The organism is Parasedimentitalea huanghaiensis, from assembly GCF_009753675.1.
GTDB classification, from domain to species: domain Bacteria; phylum Pseudomonadota; class Alphaproteobacteria; order Rhodobacterales; family Rhodobacteraceae; genus Parasedimentitalea; species Parasedimentitalea huanghaiensis.
Map to the genome: position 1 here is coordinate 128,990 of NZ_WQLV01000001.1, position 18,899 is coordinate 147,888.

Annotated in this window: 17 protein-coding genes; 11 read left to right on the top strand and 6 right to left on the bottom strand. The window is 53.6% G+C overall.

Annotation, left to right across the window (positions count from 1 at the left end; genetic code table 11):
• Window positions 1–90 precede the first annotated feature (90 nt).
• Window positions 91–1,170, top strand: a complete 1,080-nt coding sequence (locus tag GO984_RS00630) for a PA0069 family radical SAM protein (protein WP_157021172.1) — start codon at window positions 91–93, stop codon at window positions 1,168–1,170.
• A 557-nt stretch (window positions 1,171–1,727) separates the two neighbouring features.
• Here the strand turns inward: GO984_RS00630 and bmt are convergent.
• Together bmt and GO984_RS00640 are read right to left on the bottom strand one after the other, a co-directional pair.
• On the bottom strand, window positions 1,728–2,741 hold the full coding sequence (bmt, locus tag GO984_RS00635; RefSeq protein ID WP_157020672.1) for a betaine--homocysteine S-methyltransferase: 1,014 nt from the start codon (window positions 2,739–2,741) through the stop codon (window positions 1,728–1,730).
• Between the two features lie 593 nt (window positions 2,742–3,334).
• A complete protein-coding gene (locus tag GO984_RS00640; RefSeq protein WP_157020673.1) occupies window positions 3,335–3,652 on the bottom strand; it encodes a DUF1476 domain-containing protein in 318 nt (105 codons plus the stop codon).
• 166 nt (window positions 3,653–3,818) lie between these two features.
• Here GO984_RS00640 and purC point away from each other — a divergent pair, with 166 nt between their 5' ends.
• The 6 genes from purC to GO984_RS00670 all read left to right on the top strand — a co-directional run bounded on the left by purC (window position 3,819) and on the right by GO984_RS00670 (window position 12,338).
• Complete coding sequence (gene purC / locus GO984_RS00645; protein WP_157021173.1) at window positions 3,819–4,580, top strand: phosphoribosylaminoimidazolesuccinocarboxamide synthase; 762 nt, start codon at window positions 3,819–3,821, stop codon at window positions 4,578–4,580.
• Window positions 4,581–4,673: 93 nt separating this feature from the next.
• Entirely contained in the window at window positions 4,674–4,904 is a 231-nt protein-coding gene (gene purS, locus GO984_RS00650) for a phosphoribosylformylglycinamidine synthase subunit PurS (protein ID WP_157020674.1), read from the top strand.
• Complete coding sequence (gene purQ, locus GO984_RS00655; protein WP_157020675.1) at window positions 4,904–5,572, top strand: phosphoribosylformylglycinamidine synthase subunit PurQ; 669 nt, start codon at window positions 4,904–4,906, stop codon at window positions 5,570–5,572. Before purS ends, purQ begins: the two co-directional genes overlap by 1 nt.
• A 36-nt stretch (window positions 5,573–5,608) precedes the next feature.
• Complete coding sequence (locus tag GO984_RS00660) at window positions 5,609–7,381, top strand: sensor histidine kinase (RefSeq protein WP_157020676.1); 1,773 nt, start codon at window positions 5,609–5,611, stop codon at window positions 7,379–7,381.
• 30 nt (window positions 7,382–7,411) lie between these two features.
• Complete coding sequence (locus GO984_RS00665) at window positions 7,412–8,746, top strand: sigma-54-dependent transcriptional regulator (RefSeq protein ID WP_157020677.1); 1,335 nt, start codon at window positions 7,412–7,414, stop codon at window positions 8,744–8,746.
• A gap of 562 nt (window positions 8,747–9,308) precedes the next feature.
• Window positions 9,309–12,338, top strand: coding sequence for an Rne/Rng family ribonuclease (locus tag GO984_RS00670; RefSeq protein WP_157020678.1), 3,030 nt, complete (start codon window positions 9,309–9,311; stop codon window positions 12,336–12,338).
• Between the two features lie 143 nt (window positions 12,339–12,481).
• Here the strand turns inward: GO984_RS00670 and GO984_RS00675 are convergent, their stop codons facing one another.
• Window positions 12,482–12,721, bottom strand: a complete 240-nt coding sequence (locus tag GO984_RS00675; RefSeq protein ID WP_157020679.1) for a sulfurtransferase TusA family protein — start codon at window positions 12,719–12,721, stop codon at window positions 12,482–12,484.
• A 93-nt stretch (window positions 12,722–12,814) separates the two neighbouring features.
• Here GO984_RS00675 and GO984_RS00680 point away from each other — a divergent pair, with 93 nt between their 5' ends.
• The 3 genes from GO984_RS00680 to GO984_RS00690 all read left to right on the top strand — a co-directional run bounded on the left by GO984_RS00680 (window position 12,815) and on the right by GO984_RS00690 (window position 16,274).
• Window positions 12,815–13,567: a cytochrome c biogenesis CcdA family protein gene (locus GO984_RS00680; protein ID WP_138163209.1), complete on the top strand. Its 753-nt coding sequence runs from the start codon at window positions 12,815–12,817 to the stop codon at window positions 13,565–13,567.
• Window positions 13,568–13,662: 95 nt separating this feature from the next.
• The gene (locus tag GO984_RS00685; RefSeq protein WP_157020680.1) at window positions 13,663–14,928 is read left to right on the top strand and encodes a hypothetical protein; all 1,266 of its coding nucleotides are present in this window, start codon (window positions 13,663–13,665) and stop codon (window positions 14,926–14,928) included.
• The gene (locus tag GO984_RS00690) at window positions 14,925–16,274 is read left to right on the top strand and encodes a cytochrome P450 (protein ID WP_157020681.1); all 1,350 of its coding nucleotides are present in this window, start codon (window positions 14,925–14,927) and stop codon (window positions 16,272–16,274) included. Before GO984_RS00685 ends, GO984_RS00690 begins: the two co-directional genes overlap by 4 nt.
• An 11-nt stretch (window positions 16,275–16,285) precedes the next feature.
• Here the strand turns inward: GO984_RS00690 and GO984_RS00695 are convergent, their stop codons facing one another.
• The 3 genes from GO984_RS00695 to fumC are packed head-to-tail and all read right to left on the bottom strand — an operon-like array spanning window position 16,286 to window position 18,092.
• A complete protein-coding gene (locus GO984_RS00695) occupies window positions 16,286–16,525 on the bottom strand; it encodes a ribbon-helix-helix domain-containing protein (protein WP_157020682.1) in 240 nt (79 codons plus the stop codon).
• Entirely contained in the window at window positions 16,522–16,698 is a 177-nt protein-coding gene (locus tag GO984_RS00700; RefSeq protein ID WP_157020683.1) for a DUF4169 family protein, read from the bottom strand. The genes GO984_RS00695 and GO984_RS00700 overlap by 4 nt, the downstream gene beginning before the upstream one ends.
• A complete protein-coding gene (fumC, locus tag GO984_RS00705; protein WP_157020684.1) occupies window positions 16,698–18,092 on the bottom strand; it encodes a class II fumarate hydratase in 1,395 nt (464 codons plus the stop codon). The genes GO984_RS00700 and fumC overlap by 1 nt, the downstream gene beginning before the upstream one ends.
• A 224-nt stretch (window positions 18,093–18,316) precedes the next feature.
• On the opposite strand from fumC, the gene GO984_RS00710 reads away from it, so the two are divergent.
• Window positions 18,317–18,868, top strand: a complete 552-nt coding sequence (locus tag GO984_RS00710) for a hypothetical protein (RefSeq protein ID WP_157021174.1) — start codon at window positions 18,317–18,319, stop codon at window positions 18,866–18,868.
• The last annotated feature ends 31 nt before the right edge of the window (window positions 18,869–18,899 follow it).

Below are 18,899 nucleotides of genomic sequence, written 5' to 3' on the forward strand. Positions count from 1 at the left end.
AGCAGAATAATAATGAAGAATTCGCATGGTGATCTTCAGTTCTGCGGGTTTGTTCTTTATTTGTTCTCAACATTATTGCAGTATGCAAGGATGCAAATCGATAGAACGACGAATTCAAAGACTCATAAAGCACGTGCTGCCCTTAGTAATACGGCAGGGCGATTTGATCCGCAGCGCGAATCTGTTGTTGATGGGTGGTGTCCAGAGGTGGAAACATCCCATGTCCCAACTGAGGTACGCCTTGAAGATGCACGCTCCATCATTAGCTATAACCGGTCTCCGGATTTGCCCTTTGATCGTTCGATCAATCCATATCGCGGGTGTGAACATGGGTGTATTTATTGTTTTGCACGGCCCTCACATGCGTATCTTGGGCTTTCGCCAGGGTTGGATTTTGAGACCAAGCTGGTGGCGCGTCCCAATGCGGCTGATATTTTGCGACATGAATTGCGCGCCAGGCGCTACCGTGTCGCAACACTAGCATTGGGCACCAACACTGATCCCTACCAACCGATTGAGAAGGCCCAACAAGTCACGCGGGCCTGTCTAGAGGTTCTAAGTGATTTCAATCATCCAGTGGCTATTGTGACCAAGGGTGCGATGATCGAACGAGACATTGATATTCTGTCGCCGATGGCGGCCAAAGGGCTGGTTCGAGTTGGAATTTCAGTGACAACTTTGGATCCAGGCTTATCGCGCCGCATGGAGCCAAGGGCGCCTACGCCTGCGCGGCGTTTGGCGGCAATCAAGCGATTGAGTGATGCAGGTATTCCAGTCCGGATCATGGTGGCGCCGGTGGTGCCCGGCCTAACAGATCATGAAGTTGAGGCCTTGCTGGCTGCGGGCGCTGTTGCCGGGGCAGATGCTGCCAGTTGGATTATGCTTCGCCTGCCACGCGAGGTCTCGGAGCTGTGGCAACAGTGGTTGGCCGAACACGAACCTGGCCGTGCAGCAAAGGTGATGGCCCGATTGCGTGAAATGCATGGTGGCAGAGATTATGACCCACGCTGGGGGCAACGGATGCGCGGCGAAGGGGAATATGCACGGATGATCGGTCACCGTTTTAAGTCTGCTTGCAAAAGACTAGGCCTGCTTGAAAAAACGCCAGCATTGCGCAGTGATTTGTTTGCCTTACCCGCACAGGTTGGCGATCAGCTTTCGCTTCTTTGATTGCCTTGTAGAAGTAGATCATTGGACCATTTCGTAAGCTGTTGAAACTATGCGCGGACGGTCTTCAATTGGGATATACTTAGTGTAGATGAAATTACAGATCATATTAGGAATACGATGCCGATAAATTTGTACTGTTGGCGCTGCGAAATAGTCGTCCCAATGTTAACTGATCAGGAATGGGGGCACTTGCAGCTTGAGGTCGACAACATGCGCTTGTCTCGCCAACAGGGGTTGCTGGCTTTGTGCAAAGGATATGAAAGGCTTACAGGTTTTCAAGAAAACAATCCAAATGCTGTTTTCCATCATGTTGCAAGCCAATATGGGCCGCCATGCGCCATATGCGGCAAACCGCTTAGAACTGGCAAAGCCAGTTTTTGCGCCGCCTGTGGTGAGAATGTCCAATGAAAGGTGTGATTAGAATGTTCAGATGTGAACGTAAACCTGGTTGACCATAACCCGAGAGTTTGTCGACATCAGGCTGCTTGCAGCAGCGCCGCCAATTGATTTGTAAAAGCTGTCGCAGCACACTGGCACTGCGACAGCCAATCTTTTCCTTAGCTGCGACGGCGACCGCGGCGTTCGCGAACAGGCGCAGCATCGTCGTCAGTGCCATCACTAGCCGACGAAAACGGGCCAAGCGCTTCGACAATCTGCTCCAGTGCGGGGCGTTCGCCGCGCGGCTGGGTATCAAGAGCTTCGCGCATAGCGCGCAGGTGGTCGGGCATGGTGCCACAGCAGCCGCCGATAATTTTGGCGCCACTGTTGCGTGCCATCACCGCATACTCACCCATCAATTCAGGTGTGCCATCATAATGAATGTGGCCATCGACATATTTTGGGATGCCGGCATTACCCTTGGAAATAATCGCCCGCTCCGTTCCCTGCGCAGCAAAGCCAAGAACGGTTCGCAAAATATCGGAGGCGCCGGTGCCGCAATTCGCGCCAAAAGCCAACGGTGCATTGTCGATGTCTTCAACCAACTGGGCCAGTGCTGCAGAGGTCACGCCCATCATAGTGCGCCCTGCGGTGTCAAAGCTCATGGTGCCACACCAGGGCATATCTGCCAGCGCAAAGGCCTCGGCAGCGGCAAGAAATTCTTCTGGGGCGGAAATGGTTTCCACCCATAAGACATCAACGCCGCCTGCTTTAAGTCCCTCTGCCTGCTCGTGGAACATTTCAACAGCCAGGGCGTGGCTCAATTCGCCCACGGGCTGCATGATCTCACCGGTTGGGCCGACTGATCCTGCAACGGCAATCTTACGACCTGCCTTATCAGCCACTTCGCGGCCCAGTTCGGCACCCGCTTTGTTCAGTTCGTGCACACGGCTTTGGGCGTCGTGCAGTTTAAGCCGTGAGGTGGTGCCGCCAAAAGTATTGGTCAGGAACAGATCGCTACCCGCATCGACAGACCCTTGGTAGAGCGCTCGAATTTTGGCGGGTTCATCAACGTTCCACAGTTCTGGGGCGTCACCTGCTTGTAGGCCCATGTTGAACAGATTGGTGCCCGTGGCGCCATCGGCCAGCAGCACATCCTTACTGTTGAGCAATTCGATAAAGGTGTTGGTCATATTTGATATCCCGTCAAAGTTGGGGCAAAGCCCCAGATCGCCTGCGCAGCGCAATCATCTTGGCCTTCCTGTGTCACGCAGCGCGCGCCAAGGCAATTCCATTCTGCTCATCTTCTTTATGAGGCTACGCTACCGGGTCTTCTCTGCAGTGTCGGGTGAAGCCAAGTAAAGCAGAAATTGGAGGGGGTAAAACAAGCTTTGGATCCTTGTTGATGCAGGTGTCCAGACGATGATCTTATACCTTTGCCAGGGACAACCGGCGCAAGCCCAAATCAGTAGCTGCGGCAATTGTAGCATTCCAATGGCTGATGGGACAGCATGTCCAGAGCTAAGGTAGCACGGAGTAGAGGATAGGGCTGCAGCATTGAGAGCGGCAGAACAGCCTAGAACCATCAGGCCCTGTTTCTATTCGGCTCTGTTCCAGCAGATCGTAACCAACCGATGCCAAAAAGACGGCGTCACTTGCAACAGTGGTAGATCCTCGTCGTGACTTTGAAACGCGAAGGGCAAGGTGTTTCAGTTCAACGCCATCGAAAAAAATGTCGCGCCGGTCAAGGCCAACCGATATGCAGGCTCGGTAATCCAAGTTTGGATCAGCTGGCTTCTGATAGAATCTGTTCTTTTGCGTCGGGAAGAAATGCGGCGCGTTTTTTGCGGATTTCATCAGATGTGACCCGCCCTTGAAGGTCCGCGGTCATTTTACGTACAACATCCTCGTGATCCGCCTCTTCTATATCAGCTGTAACAATGGATCTTGCATAGTCTTCGGCTTTGCCCCCTGATTTTCCCATTTTGGCAGCAGCCCATAGGCCTAACATCCTATTGCACCGGGCCTGTGCCTTGAATTGCATTTCTTCGTCGTGGGCAAATTTTGCCTCAAACGCTTGCTCACGTTCGTCGAATGTAGTCATGCGGTTGCACCTTTTTGATGAGTGAACGTTTATAGTTTTGATATTAGCCCCGCTGCGCATTGGAGCAAGGGTGCGCGGTTTGCTTGCGGCATTGGCAGGCTTGGTCTATGAGGGCGGCACAAACGGGATTCAGGTATCCCCATCAGGCTTATTCGAAAGGCTGACCATGGCGCGTCGCAAGAAAATCTACGAAGGCAAAGCCAAAACTTTGTTTGAAGGTCCGGAACCAGGCACAATCGTGCAGTATTTCAAGGACGATGCCACAGCCTTTAACGCTGAGAAAAAGGACGTCATTGAAGGCAAAGGGGTTCTGAATAACCTTCTGAGCGAATACTTCATGGTGGGCCTTGGCCAGATTGGTGTTCCAACACACTTTCTGAAGCGTTTGAACATGCGCGAACAACTGGTGCGCAGCTGCGAGATTGTGCCGCTTGAAGTCATCGTGCGCAACTATGCCGCAGGCTCTATGTCCAAGCGACTTGGCATTGATGAAGGTACTCAACTGCCGCGACCAATCGTCGAGTATTGCCTGAAGGATGATGCTTTAGGGGATCCGCTGGTCAGCGAAGAACACATCGCTGCATTCGGCTGGGCCAGTCAGCAGGACATGGAAGATATCCTGAGCCTTACGCTGCGGGTGAATGATTTTATGTCAGGCGTCATGCTGGCAGTTGGGATCCGGCTGATTGATTTCAAGATCGAGTTTGGTCGCGTCTTTGATGGTGACTTCCAGCGTTTGGTTTTGGCCGACGAGATTAGCCCTGACAGTTGCAGACTGTGGGACATCGAAACCGGACGCAAGCTGGACAAAGATGTGTTCCGCCGCGATTTGGGGAGCCTTACCGATGCCTATTCAGAAGTCGCGCGGAGACTGGGCGTCATGCCCAATACCCCTCCGACTATGGGCAAACCAACACTGGTTAACTGAGTCCTCAGCGCCCCAAGCGGGCGTTGAACTATTGATGTTTTAGCAAAAAGAGCCCTGCGGGGTTCTTAAACACCGCAATCGAGGAACGACGCAATGAAGGCACGGGTGCATGTGATGCTGAAGAATGGGGTTCTGGATCCACAGGGGGAGGCTGTGCGCCATGCCCTAGGGGCGATGGGCTTTGATAAGGTCGAAGGTGTCCGCCAGGGCAAGGTGATCGATCTGACCCTAGCCGAAGGCTCCAGCGAAGCAGATGTAACTGATATGTGCGAAAAGCTGCTCGCTAATACAGTGATCGAATCCTACAGCATCGAGATGCTGTGATGAAGGCGGCGGTTGTTGTTTTTCCGGGATCAAACTGTGATCGCGATCTGGCGGTAGCATTTGAGCAAGCGGGATTTGACGTCTCAATGGTTTGGCACAAAGACAGTGCATTGCCTGAAGGCGTTGACATTGTTGGTGTCCCCGGTGGGTTCTCCTATGGTGACTACCTGCGCTGTGGTGCCATCGCGGCGCAATCACCGATTTGCAAGGCCGTTGTCGAACATGCCAACCGTGGCGGCTATGCTCTTGGCGTTTGCAATGGGTTTCAGGTGCTAACTGAAACAGGCGTTCTGCCTGGCGCCTTGCTTCGCAATGCCGGGCTAAAATACATCTGCCGTACGGTTGATCTGAAAGTAGCAACCTCTGACAGTGTCTTTACCGAAGGGTATAATGCTGGCGATGTGATCGGCATTCCGATTGCCCACCACGACGGCAATTACTTTGCTGATGCTGACACTGTGGCCCAGTTGCAGGATCAGGATCGGGTTGCCTTTACCTATGCTGACAATCCCAATGGTTCTATTGCCGATATTGCGGGAATTCTGTCGGAAAACCGTAAGGTGCTGGGCATGATGCCTCACCCTGAACGGGCGGCGGATGAAGGCCACGGCGGCACCGACGGGGTGGCAGTGTTCCGCGCATTGATGGGTATTGTCGCTACAGCGTGACTTGTGGTGCCGGGGCGGCGAGCGTAGATTTGAGCTATGATCGCCCCGCATGACACCTCCCCACAGACAACGCTCGCCAAGCCTTCCAAAACGTTCTCCTGGAAGGTGCGTTTGGGACTGGTGGTTTTGTTGGCTGTGGTTGCAGTTACAGTCTGGCAAACCAATCGTCTGTTGACCAACCGGTTCACGCAGAGCACCCAAAACCGAGCTGAACTTCGGCTCGCACTATATTCCGGCAATCTGCTGAGCGAATTGCGCCAGAACGCCATCGTGCCACAGTTGTTGGCGCGCGATCAGACGTTGATTTCAGCGTTGCAGTCCAGCGATTTTTCTTTGTCGACCCAACGCCTGATTTCATTTGTCGATGAAATTGGCGCGGCTTCCATTATGCTCCTTGCTCATGATGGGCGAACCGTAGCGGCCACTGATCGCAATCGGTTGGGTGAACTGCATCGCAACGCCCCATATTTTGTCGATGCGATACGTTCCAATGCGACTGTGTTCACGGTGATCGAGCGTGAGGCGGGGGGATACCGGTTCAGTTATTCACGCCGTCTGGAAGATACTTCAGACGTGTTGGGGGTCATCGTTGTTGAGGTCGACCTGCAGAAATTTGAACATGCCTGGTCTGGCATCTCTGATGCGGTGATGGTGACCGACAGCACAGGAACAATCGTGCTGGCAACAGAATCCCGCTGGCGGGGTTTGAGCGAAGAAGACGCTCTTAGACAGCAAACACCTCAGGGCGCAATCCAACGTGCAATCCGGGCCACCGCAGATTGGACGGCGTTATCGGCCGATACCTACTTGCAGGGTGAGGCGGTGATGCGCATGGCAAACCGCATTCCTTTTCGAGGCTGGCGGATGACATCCTATACCACTTATGTTTCTGTTCGTGAGCGGGTCAACACGGTTCTTGCTCTTGAAATCATGGGATTCGCCATTCTTTTAGCTCTGGCGTTTTATGCCTTGAGTCGCAAAACAGCGCTGCGCATGGCGCTATTCCAGCGGGAATCGGCGGAGCTTCGCGTATTGAATGCCAGGCTGAGGCGGGAAGTCGCCGAGCGGGAGCGGGTGCAAAAAACGCTGGAAGTGGCAGAACAGAGCCTCGCCCAAAGTTCAAAACTTGCTGCACTGGGGGAAATGTCCGCGGCTGTGAGCCATGAATTGAACCAGCCATTGGCAGCGATGAAAACGTATCTTGCCGGGGCGCGTTTGCTACTTGGTCGCAACCGGCCGGAGGAGGCATTGGTGTCCTTTGGACGCATTGATGACCTTATCGAACGAATGGGCGCGATCACCCGCCAGCTGAAATCGTATGCGCGCAAGGGGGGCGATAGTTTTAGCCCTGTAAACATGGGCGATGCACTGGCTTCCAGCCTGTCAATGATGGAACCCCAGTTGCGCCAGCGACATGTCAGAATCGCCCGCGTTTTACCCGATGATCCGGTTTTTGTGATGGGCGATAGAATGCGTATCGAGCAGGTTATGGTAAACCTCTTGCGAAATGCACTGGATGCCACCAAATCAGTACCGGATCCTGAAGTTGAAATCATTTTGGCAGCAGGTGAAACTGCCATACTTGCGGTGCGTGATAACGGTGTGGGAATCAAGGATTTTGGGGAACTCTTCGAGCCCTTCTATACCACCAAGCAACCCGGAGACGGAGTCGGACTTGGGCTTGCTATCTCGTCCGGTATCGTAAACGACCTGGGGGGACGGCTGACAGCTCGCAACGGTGAAAATGGCGGTGCGGTGTTTGAAATGCAGTTGCCAATCCTGGTGGATGGGATTGAAGCCGCTGAATAAGCGCGGCGTGTATTTGAGAGAGGATGCTATATGGCACAGGCCATGAAAATTGCGATTGTTGATGATGAGCAGGATATGCGTCAATCGATCAGCCAATGGCTGGCGCTGTCGGGCTATGATACTGAAACTTTTGCAAGTGCTGAAGACGCATTGAAGGTCTTGGGCGCAGATTATCCTGGCATTGTGATTTCCGATATTAAGATGCCCGGCATGGATGGGATGCAATTTCTAAAAAAGCTGATGGGCAGTGACAGTGCTCTGCCGGTAATTATGATCACCGGTCACGGTGATGTACCCATGGCGGTCGAAGCGATGCGGGTCGGAGCTTTTGATTTTCTCGAAAAACCCTTTAATCCTGACCGTATGTCAGAATTGGCCAAGCGTGCGACTGGCGCACGGCGTTTGGTGTTGGACAACCGGGTTTTGCGGCGCGAGCTGTCTGATGGCTCTCAAATTATGAAGAAATTAATCGGTGCAAGCCCTGTCATGGAGCGTCTGAAAGAGGACATTCTGGATCTTGGCCAAGCCGATGGGCATGTGCTGGTTGACGGTGAAACCGGAACTGGCAAGACCTTGGTGGCCCATGCGTTGCACGCGGTGGGAAGCCGGGCAGGTAAGAAATTTGTACTGGTCAGCTGTGCTGCGCTAGAGGAAGACGCTCTGTCTCGGCGGTTGTTTGGACCGATGATGCCCGAAGATGCGCAACTTCCTGCAATCGAGGAGGCGCGTGGCGGTACCCTTGTACTTGAAGATATCGATGCCCTGACTGAAACACTACAGGCCAAGTTGTTGGGGGTGATCAATGAGCAAGGCACCCCAAGCGAGACACGTATTGTAGCGATTTCGAACCTGCAAGAAGTTGGCAAAACCTGTGAAGACGCGTTGCGTTCTGATCTGTTCTATCGTTTGGCTGCGCTGCGGGTCACCGTGCCGCCTTTGCGGCAACGTGGCGAGGACATTTTGGCACTATTTACGCGATTGTCCGAACAGTTCGCTGAGGAATACGGCTGTGACGCGCCACAAGTTTCTGCCCAAGAGGCTGCGCAACTGTTGCAGGCGCCATGGCCCGGCAATGTGCGCCAGTTGATCAACATTGCAGAGCGGGCAGTGCTGCAGGCGCGACGCGGCTCTGGAACGATTGCCTCTCTTTTGATGTCAGATCATGAAGAAATGCAGCCGGTGATGACCACGGAAGGCAAGCCGCTCAAGGAATATGTCGAAGCATTTGAACGTATGCTCATTGATAACACCATGCGTCGGCACAAGGGGTCGATCGCTTCGGTGATGGAGGAGTTATGTTTGCCGCGGCGAACATTGAACGAAAAGATGGCTAAGTATGGTCTACAGCGATCTGACTACCTTTGAGTGAATCTATCCACAGGGGCCAGCAATGTTCAGCGCGCCTCACTGCGGTGAGTGGAGAGTGAGAAAGCCTAAAAGCTATCGTACTCTTAACCTTTAGGCAGAATTGTTTGCCCAGTAAGGTGATTTACATTGGGACTGATAAAGATGCCCATTGTCATTACCTATCCACAGGCCTTATGCTGGTGAAACGGGACTGACGCCAATGTGGGCGTCTTCCGTTCAGATGAGTTTCGCTGCTCTGTGTTTTTGTCCGGCATGACCCGAGAAGGCACAGGCAGATCGATTAGCCCCGGATCCCGGGGTAGTTTAGCGCCTGCACCGGGCCGATTTCGGGGCAGGCAGAAATGGGCAGGGTTCGGGATACCCCCACCTGTCGGAGAAGAACCGCGATGACGCGCGCGCACAAACTGAGCACAGAGACAGGACCGACGGGAACATTTTCCGCGACCATGTCCTGTCGCGCGCCGTCTAATATCGCCCTGACAAGACACCACCCAAAACGCGCAGCTCCCCCCGGCAACGGCCGGAGCCTGCGCGCGCAGGCATGGTGCACCAAGGAAACATGGCAAAGAAGATGCTTATTGATGCCACCCACGCGGAAGAGACCCGCGTCGTGGTGGTCGACGGAAACAAAGTTGAGGAGTTCGACTTTGAATCTGAAAATAGACGCCAGCTCGCTGGCAATATCTATCTGGCAAAAGTAACACGGGTTGAACCCTCTCTGCAGGCGGCATTTGTTGACTATGGCGGTAATCGCCATGGTTTTCTGGCGTTCTCGGAAATACATCCTGACTACTATCAAATTCCGGTCGCCGACCGTGAAGCCCTAATGGAAGAAGAGCGCGCCTATGCTGAGCAAATGCGCGCCAAGGATGATGAGGAAGAGAGCAAGCCTTCCAAGCCCCGTCGTTCGCGGTCTCGCAGCCGTACTAAGGCTGAAGGTGTCAAATCCAAGGATGCGGTTGAAACAAAGGAAGTTGAGACGGCCACTCCCGAAATTTCGGGCATGGAGACTATCGACCTTAGTGATGAAGGCGAAGCAAGTACTGTAGATGTACTTGGCGCAAACGAAGGCAGCTCTCCGATGGAGACCGTTGCTGAAACGCCAGTGGAAGAGCCTGTTGATGATCAGCCCGAAAGTGCGGCTGAAGAGGTCAATCCGGATGCTGAGGCCGTTGCAGCGGACGCGGAGCCTACCGAAGTAGCTTCTGCTCCTGCTGAAGTAGAGGATTCTGTAGAGACCCCAGTTAATTCGGATGAGGCTGTAGAGGAACAGGCCGCAACGACAACGGTTGCTGAAGCCATTGCTGAAGCCGTTGCCATTGCAACAGAAGCCGATCCTGCTGAGGAAAAGGCCGCTGAAGCCAAAGAGCCGGGCAGTGAAGAGCCAGACGCCGAAGAACAACGCGCTGATGCGACCTCCAAAGACAGTTCTATTGAATCTGTTGCGGAAGAGGATGACAGCGAAGACATCCGTCCGCGTCGCAAGCCACGTCCTCGTCGTTACAAAATTCAAGAAGTCATCAAAGTCCGTCAGATCTTGCTTGTGCAGGTCGTTAAAGAAGAACGCGGTAACAAAGGTGCGGCGCTGACCACCTACCTGTCTCTTGCTGGACGGTATTGTGTCTTGATGCCCAACACTGCTCGTGGTGGTGGTATTTCACGTAAAATTACCAATGCTGCTGACCGCAAGAAACTGAAAGAAATTGCTCACGAAATTGATGTGCCTCAGGGCGCTGGCCTAATCGTGCGCACCGCGGGTGCTAAGCGCACCAAGGCTGAAATCAAGCGCGACTATGAATATCTGCAGCGGTTGTGGGAGCAAATCCGCGAGCTGACACTGAAATCTATCGCACCTGCCAAGATCTATGAAGAGGGCGACCTGATTAAACGGTCGATCCGAGATCTCTATAACCGCGAGATCGATGAGGTGTTCGTCGAAGGTGAGCGCGGCTATCGCATTGCCAAAGACTTCATGAAAATGATCATGCCGTCGCACGCCAAGAACGTAAAACGGTACAATGAAACTCTGCCACTGTTTGCCCGTTATCAGGTCGAAAGCTATCTGGGTGGCATGTTCAATCCAACCGTCCAGCTGAAGTCTGGCGGCTATATCGTGATCGACGTCACCGAGGCATTGGTTGCCATCGACGTGAACTCGGGTCGGGCCACCAAAGAAGGCTCGATCGAAGACACCGCGACAAAGACCAACCTAGAGGCTGCCGAAGAGGTAGCTCGCCAGTTGCGCCTGCGTGACTTGGCTGGTCTGATTGTCATCGATTTCATCGACATGGATGAGCGTAAGAACAACGCTGCTGTTGAAAAACGCATCAAAGACAAGCTGAAAACAGATCGTGCGCGCATTCAAATTGGTCGCATCTCGGGCTTTGGCCTGATGGAGATGAGCCGACAGCGTCTGCGCCCTGGCATGCTGGAGGCCACCACACAGCCGTGCCCATCGTGCCATGGTACTGGGTTGATCCGTTCGGATGACAACATGGCGTTGACCATTTTGCGTCAGATCGAAGAAGAAGGCACCCGTGGTCGCTCACGCGAAGTACTGGTGCGCTGCCCTGTCAGCATTGCTAACTTCTTGATGAACCAAAAGCGGGAGCATATTGCCCAGATCGAAGCCCGCTATGGGTTGTCGGTCCGGATTGAAGGCGACCCGCATTTGGTGAGCCCTGACTTTACACTGGAAAAACTCAAGACAGCCACCCGTGCAGTACCGGTTGCTGCAGCCCCAGTGGTTTCAGTTGATACATCGTTGATGGATCAGGTGGATGCCGACGAGGCCGAAACCACCAATGACGAAGAAGCGGTTGTTGAAAGCACCGGCGCTGCTGACGAGACTGAACCTTCTGAAGAGGACGTTAAACCCAAGCGTAAGCGTCGTCGTCGTCGTCGTCGCTCGGGCAAATCGGATGCTGCAGAAAATGGCTCTGATGCCAATTCGACTGATGCGGAAGTTGAATCGAAGCCACAGGCCGAATCTGATGCCGTAGCAGATGCAGATGCGGCGACAGATGCGGAACCGGTAGAGGGCGAAGAGAAGAAGCCAGCCAAACGCACGCGGTCTCGTTCTCGCTCTCGCGGTGGTAAGCCCAAAACCAAAGTCACAGAAAGCCCAGACACTGTTACATCAGAGGCTCAGGCCGAGACTGAAGTTAAGGTCGAAAGCAGCGATGTTGAGCAAGTTACCCCAGTGGTTTCAGAGCCCGAGACAGCCGACGTAGATACGCCATCGTCGGTGGCACCTGAGGCTTCAGAGGAAATAGCAGTTGCTGCAGAACCGACTGATCAGGCAGAACCAGTGGTCGAGCCTGTTGCCAGTTCAGAAGATCAAGCAACCACCGAAGCTGTTGCTGGGCCTGTTGAGGAAGTCAAAGAACCAGCTACGCCTGAACTGGCTGTAGAGGAAACTGCCATTGAACCTGAGGTGACTGAGCCAGTTGAAGCAGAACCTGTTTCTGAACCAACTGAGACCCAGCGTGAGGCCGAGCCGGTCCTGGTCGCAGCAGAACAAGTTGCTCCTGAACCGGAGGAGCCCCCCAAGCCTAAGCGCCGCGGTTGGTGGTCATTGGGAAGTTGATGTAAATAGAAGCGCCGGGGTTAGCCTCGGCGCTTCTCACATCGGACTAAAGAATTTTGAAGATCTTTTGATACTGGATTTTGCTGGTGCACAGGTGGTGCACGCTTTGTGCACATAGAACACAGGTCGATTAAACGCTGTTTTTAGGGTCGGACGCCCTTGCGGATTAAATAGGCCTGATGGCCGTCGGCGTCGCTCATCCCTAAAAATGTGTGACCCGTTTCATTACAAAAATGAGGCACATCGATCACTGCGGCTGGATCGTCGGACAACAGTTGTAGAACCGCGCCTACGGGTAAGGGTTTCAGCCGTTTGCGGGCCTTAAGGACGGGCAGGGGGCACAATAGCCCTATGGCATCCAGTGTTTCCGAAATTTCGTTCATAACTGTCAGATATGACGGATAATTCATCCTGTCCACAACGATGTGACCAGCTGCCCTCGTGACCTTTGTAAACAGGTGGGCTAAGGGAGAATGATGTTTGGTATAGAAATCATCGACGCAGGGCTGATCCCTGCGATGCTTGTGGCGCTGATCGGCGGACTGATCAGCTTCCTCTCTCCCTGTGTGCTGCCCATTGTACCGCCTTATCTGGCCTATATGAGCGGCGTTTCAATTGGCGACATGCAAAATCCCGGCGCAGCCCGCCGCAAGGCTATTGTTGCTGCACTGTTCTTTGTAATGGGTCTGTCGACTGTCTTCCTGTTGTTGGGCTTCACGGCCTCTTTCTTTGGCGCTTTTGTGCTGCAAAATCAGGAACTTTTTGCCCAGGTGTCTGGTCTGGTTGTGATCATATTTGGTCTGCATTTTCTGTCCGTGTTCCGGATCCCTATTCTAGATCGTGAAATGCGAATGGAGGCTGGCCAGTCTAGCGGTTCTGCCATCGGGGCCTACGTGCTTGGTTTGGCATTTGCATTCGGCTGGACCCCCTGCATTGGTCCGCAACTCGGCGCAATTCTGTCGCTGGCGGCGTCTGAAGCCTCTGTGGCACGCGGCACGATCCTGTTGGGTATCTATGCCATCGGCCTTGGTGTACCGTTCCTGCTCGCCGCGATCTTCCTCAGCCGATCAATGGTGCTGATGAACAAGATGAAGCGGCATATGGGGTTGATCGAGAAAATTATGGGCGGTCTCTTGTTGCTTGTCGGCGTGATGCTGGTTACGGGACTGTTTTCCACCTTCTCGTGGTGGCTGCTAGAAACCTTCCCGGCTCTGGCGACATTGGGATAGAAAAAAAGGGGCCTACTTGGCCCCTTTTCCTTGCCTGTCAGGTCTTACTCTTGCCCGATTGAACCGCTAGCCTGCGGGTAGAGAATGAGGGTGAAATGAATTTGGATCGGGTAGAGACAAAATCTGAACGTCGCCGGGTGAACCGGCGGCGAGTTTTCTATATCCCGGGTTATGACCCAATACACCCGCGTCGTTATCGAGAGTTATATCGGAAAGAGAGTGTCGCTCAGGCTGATATTTCTGGGTACCAAATCGGCTTAACCGCCAAAAAGACCAAGGCAGGCCCTTATGGTTGGCATGTGCAGGCGGAAATCGAAGGTGCTGAGGTTGTCAGTGACGTCGAGGTCCTGGTCTGGTCTGATATTGTCCGCGACAGCATGGAGAGCTCAATCCCGGCTACCTATCTGCAGCTTGTTCAGACTGCGTGGACATACATTGCAACAGGAACTCTGCGCCGTCTCATGCGGCTTCGCAAGGGGCCGGTAATTGCCGCGCTTTACCCTGTTGGAATGCTAATCGCCCAAGCGTTGCTCGCCATGCTTCTTGTGTGGGGGGTAGCGCGAGCAGTGATCCAGATTGCCGGGCTTGTATCGTTGTCAGGATCCTTGGTTCAGTTGGCGGGCTTAGTCCTGGGGGCGGGGGCTGGGGGTGCGTTGTTGCGCTGGTTCAAGAAGATGGACGGCAAATTTTTTGCATATTACCTGATGCACGACTACGCCTATTCAGCCGCATCCAGAGGGGCAAACTCTCCAGAGCTTGAAGCTCGGATGGCTGAGTTTACCGCGATGATTGCATCTGCCATGAAAGATGACAGTCTGGATGAGGTCCTGGTGGTCGGGCATTCTTCGGGCGCACATGTTGCAGTATCGGTTCTCTCGGATTTGATCCGTCAAGGCCTGCCAGCGCAGCACCCTCAATTGAGTTTTCTAAGTCTGGGGCAGGTGGTTCCAATGGTGTCTTTCTTGCCTGATGCCTATCGTCTGCGCGCCGATCTACGTTTCCTGTCGCTGCGCGCAGAGTTGGTTTGGGTCGACGTGACTGCCCCTGGTGATGGTTGCGCGTTTGCGCTCTGTGATCCGGTGAGTGTGAGCGGCGTCGCCCCTCAGGATAAGCGATGGCCTTTGGTGTTCTCAGCCGCTTTCACCCAAACGCTCAGTCCAGAGCGGTGGGCGCAGTTGCGCTGGCGTTTTTTCCGGCTGCATTTTCAGTACCTCTGCGCTTTTGACCAACCTGGCGACTATGACTACTTTCGCATCACTGCTGGCCCAATGACGCTGAAAGAGCGCTACAAAGACAGGAAGCCATCCCAATCTCGAATTGATGTTGCTGTATCCAAATTCACCTCCGAGGTGCCTGTTTGACGCCGCCAAAACCCCCTGCAAGGCCTGAAAAAGTATCGCTTTTGCGCTATCTGCGTTTGTTTCGGCAGGATATTCTGTCGGCGCAACCCGCTAAGCTGTACCACGCTTGGATGGCAGAATTTCGGACGCCGTTCTTTCGATCATTCATGATCAACCAGCCCGAGCTAGTCAAAGAGGTGCTTAAGGCGCGTCCTGATGATTTTCCAAAGTCCAACCGCATCGCAGAAGGATTGCGGCCTCTCCTTGGAAACTCGGTGTTCTTGACGAATGGAGAAACGTGGAAACGACAGCGACGGATTATTGATCCTGCATTTGAAGGAGGGCGCCTGAAAGATACCTTTCCTGCAATGCGAGAAGCCTCTGAGGCCGCCGTATCCAGGTTGCAAAGTCAGTTGGGTGAACCAGTCGAAATCGAAGCGGTGACCAGCCATGTTGCGGCTGATGTGATTTTTCGTACCCTGTTTTCAATACCGATTGAAAACAAAGTGGCTGCGCAGGTCTTTAACCGCTTTCGTGATTATCAGCGCAGTCAGCCAATTTTAAACCTCGCCGCTTTTGTGCCTATGCCGCGCTGGATGCCAAGGTTTTTTAAACGCACTACAAAACGCGATGCTGCTGAGATCAGGCGGTTGATCACCCAACTGACGACAGAACGGATGCAAGCCATTCGCGATGGTACAGCACCGGATGACTTGGCGACCAAAATTATGACAACATCCGACCCTCAAAGCGGTGAACGCTTTGATACCGAAGAGATGGTTGATCAAGTTGCGATTTTCTTCTTGGCGGGTCATGAAACCAGTGCATCTGCATTGGCTTGGACGCTATATCTGATGGCCCTCTTCCCGGAATGGCAGGACAAGTTGGCGGTTGAGGCTGAGGCACTTGAGGAACAGTCTTTCTCGGTTATGTCAAAGCTGCGTCTTAGCCGCGATGTCTTTCGCGAAGCACTTCGGCTTTACCCTCCGGTGCCAATGATGGTGCGCCAGGCGACTTGTCCAGAACAGTTTCGAGACCGAGAAGTGCCGGTGGGATCGCAGGTTGTAGTTAGCCCCTGGCATCTGCATAGGCATGACCGGTTATGGGACAATCCGGATGGGTTTGATCCTGAAAGATGGGGAACCGAAAACGGAAAGCAATGTCAACGCGAAGCTTTTATCCCATTTTCAGCGGGCGCGCGTGTTTGTACTGGTGCAGGATTTGCGATGGTCGAGGGGCCGTTGATACTTTCGATGTTGATGCGCCAGTATCGGTTTGAGTTAGTCGAAGGGCGCGAGCCTGTTCCTGTCGCGCATTTGACCGTCCGATCAGCGGATGGAATCTGGTTGAAGCTGTCAAAACGATAGACGTCGCAAATCTATTCGGGCGTACCTTGTCTGTTAACTCTGGTGAGCCGTCGTAGGACGAACAACCTGATCGCGGAGGCTAGGCCACAATCGGTGCCTCGGGATTCGTCGATTTCTGCAGCTAAGACGTTGATTGGGCGGTTTTCGTCATCCGCTATCTTGCGAAAGGCCTGCCAGAACTCATCCTCCAGCGATACCGATGTTCTATGACCGCGCAGCGTGAGCGAGTGTTTCTTTGGGCGATTGCTCATTCTTCGATCTTGTGGCCGTCAAGTTCGCGCTTGGCTTTGTTTGCTGTCGTACGATCCAGCAGTTTTTCCTGTTTGCTGCGCCCATGTTTGATCGCATTTTGGTCAGCGCGGGCCTTTTTCTCAGCCCGCGCTTTTTGTTTCTTGAACCGGTTTAGGTTTACCGGTTCAGCCATCAGTCCTTAGGTCCGACCATTTGCTCGGGACGTACGACAGCGTCAAAGGTTGCTTCGTCAACAAAGCCGAGAGCGATTGCCTCTTCCTTAAGAGTGGTACCGTTCTTGTGAGCCGTTTTGGCGACCTTGGTCGCGTTGTCATAGCCGATGGTAGGAGCCAGCGCTGTAACCAGCATCAGCGATTCCTTCATCAGTTTATCGATGCGTGGTTCGTTGGCCTGAATGCCGTTCAGCATACGCTCGGTAAAGCTGTCTGCGACGTCGCCCAACAGCTGCATGGATTGTAGCAAGTTATAAGACATCATCGGGTTATAGACGTTCAGCTCAAAATGACCCTGCGAGCCGGCAAAGGTCATTGCGGCGTTGTTGCCCATTACGTGCGCCGCGACCTGTGTCATCGCCTCGGCTTGCGTTGGGTTGACCTTGCCCGGCATGATCGACGACCCCGGTTCGTTTTCTGGCAGGATCAGCTCTCCCAGACCGGAACGTGGGCCCGAGCCTAAGAAGCGGATGTCGTTGGCAATTTTGTACATAGAGCCAGCAACGGTGGCCAAGGCACCGGACATAAAGACCATGGCGTCATGGGCTGCCAGTGCTTCGAATTTGTTTGGGGCAGTGACAAAGGGCAGGCTGGTAATGTCAGCCATGTTGGCCGCGACTTTTTCGCTCCAACCGTGCTGTGTATTTAGACCTGTGCCGACAGCGGTGCCGCCTTGAGCCAGCTCGTAGATGCCGGGCAGGGCGGCTTCGATGCGCTGGATGCCCATACGGATCTGATGGGCGTAACCACCAAATTCCTGGCCCAGCGTCAGCGGCGTCGCGTCCTGAGTGTGGGTGCGGCCGATCTTGATGATGTCCTTGAACTCATCCGACTTGGCTTCCAGGGCTGTCAGAAGTTTATTCAGGCCAGGCAGCAACACGTCGCGTACAGTCATTGCAGCTGCGATGTGCATAGCAGTGGGGAATGTATCGTTCGAGGACTGACCCATGTTACAATGGTCATTCGGGTGAACAGGATCTTTGGTGCCGATCACGCCACCCAGAATTTCGATCGCACGATTTGCAATCACCTCGTTTGAGTTCATGTTCGACTGGGTGCCTGAACCCGTCTGCCATACTACCAGCGGGAAGTTGTCGTCAAACTTGCCATCAACAACTTCACCGGCCGCCTGAATCACCGCATCCGCGATCTTGGCGTCCATTTTGCCGGACTCTTTGTTGGCCATGGCGCAAGCCTGCTTAATCACACCTAATGCGCGTACGATTGCAACGGGTTGCTTTTCCCAGCCAATCGGGAAGTTCATGATAGAGCGCTGGGTTTGAGCGCCCCAGTACTTTTCTGCGGGGACCTCTAGCGGGCCAAAGCTATCTGTTTCGGTGCGGGTCTCGGACATCCGTTGTCTCCGTCTGGTATGCTGTTGTATGCCGTTTAACCTGCACCCGTGACGGGTGCAATTGGCCAGTTTCGCGCAGCATAGAGGATCCGGTCGATAGGTATAGGGCGAGAGGTGTCATTTTTCGACTACGCATTGTCTGATTACGGGATATGATTACAGTAGGTGCAAATGTATTTTGAAACTCCCAAGGAGGTCACGTGGCCAATTCGTTCGTCTCGCAAATGGTTTTGAACTCTATCCTGAGGTTTTTGTCGGTTTTTACGATGGCTGTGGTCTTGTCAGGCCAATCTGCAATCGCAGATATTTCACGTTTCGTCGGGGAATATTCTGGTCGCGCCGAAGTTGAAACGAGAGCCGGTGACATTGCAAACCGGGATATGAGCGTAGTGATCAAGGAAACTGCTAACGGTTATGCTGTGTTATGGACCTCGACGACTGAAAAAGAAGATGGTCGGCGTAAAACCAAGTCCTATGAGATCGAGTTTCAACCGACAGACCGCGATGGAGTGTATGCTGCGGCCATGAAACGCAATGTATTTGGTCACACCGAGCAGTTGGATCCTATGAAGGGGGAACCCTATGTATGGAGCCGAATTACGGGCGATACACTGACGGTGTTTTCCATGTTTGTAGCCCCAAACGGTGACTACGAGATGCAACAATATGATCGCACTCTGGCTGAAGGAGGATTGCAGTTAGATTTCAATTCTCACCGCAACGGCATTCCAACAAGGTTTATTTCCACATTCCTGTCGCGCACAAGCCAATACTAGCAGCGGCAGGGAAGGACAGGGTGAATTCAGC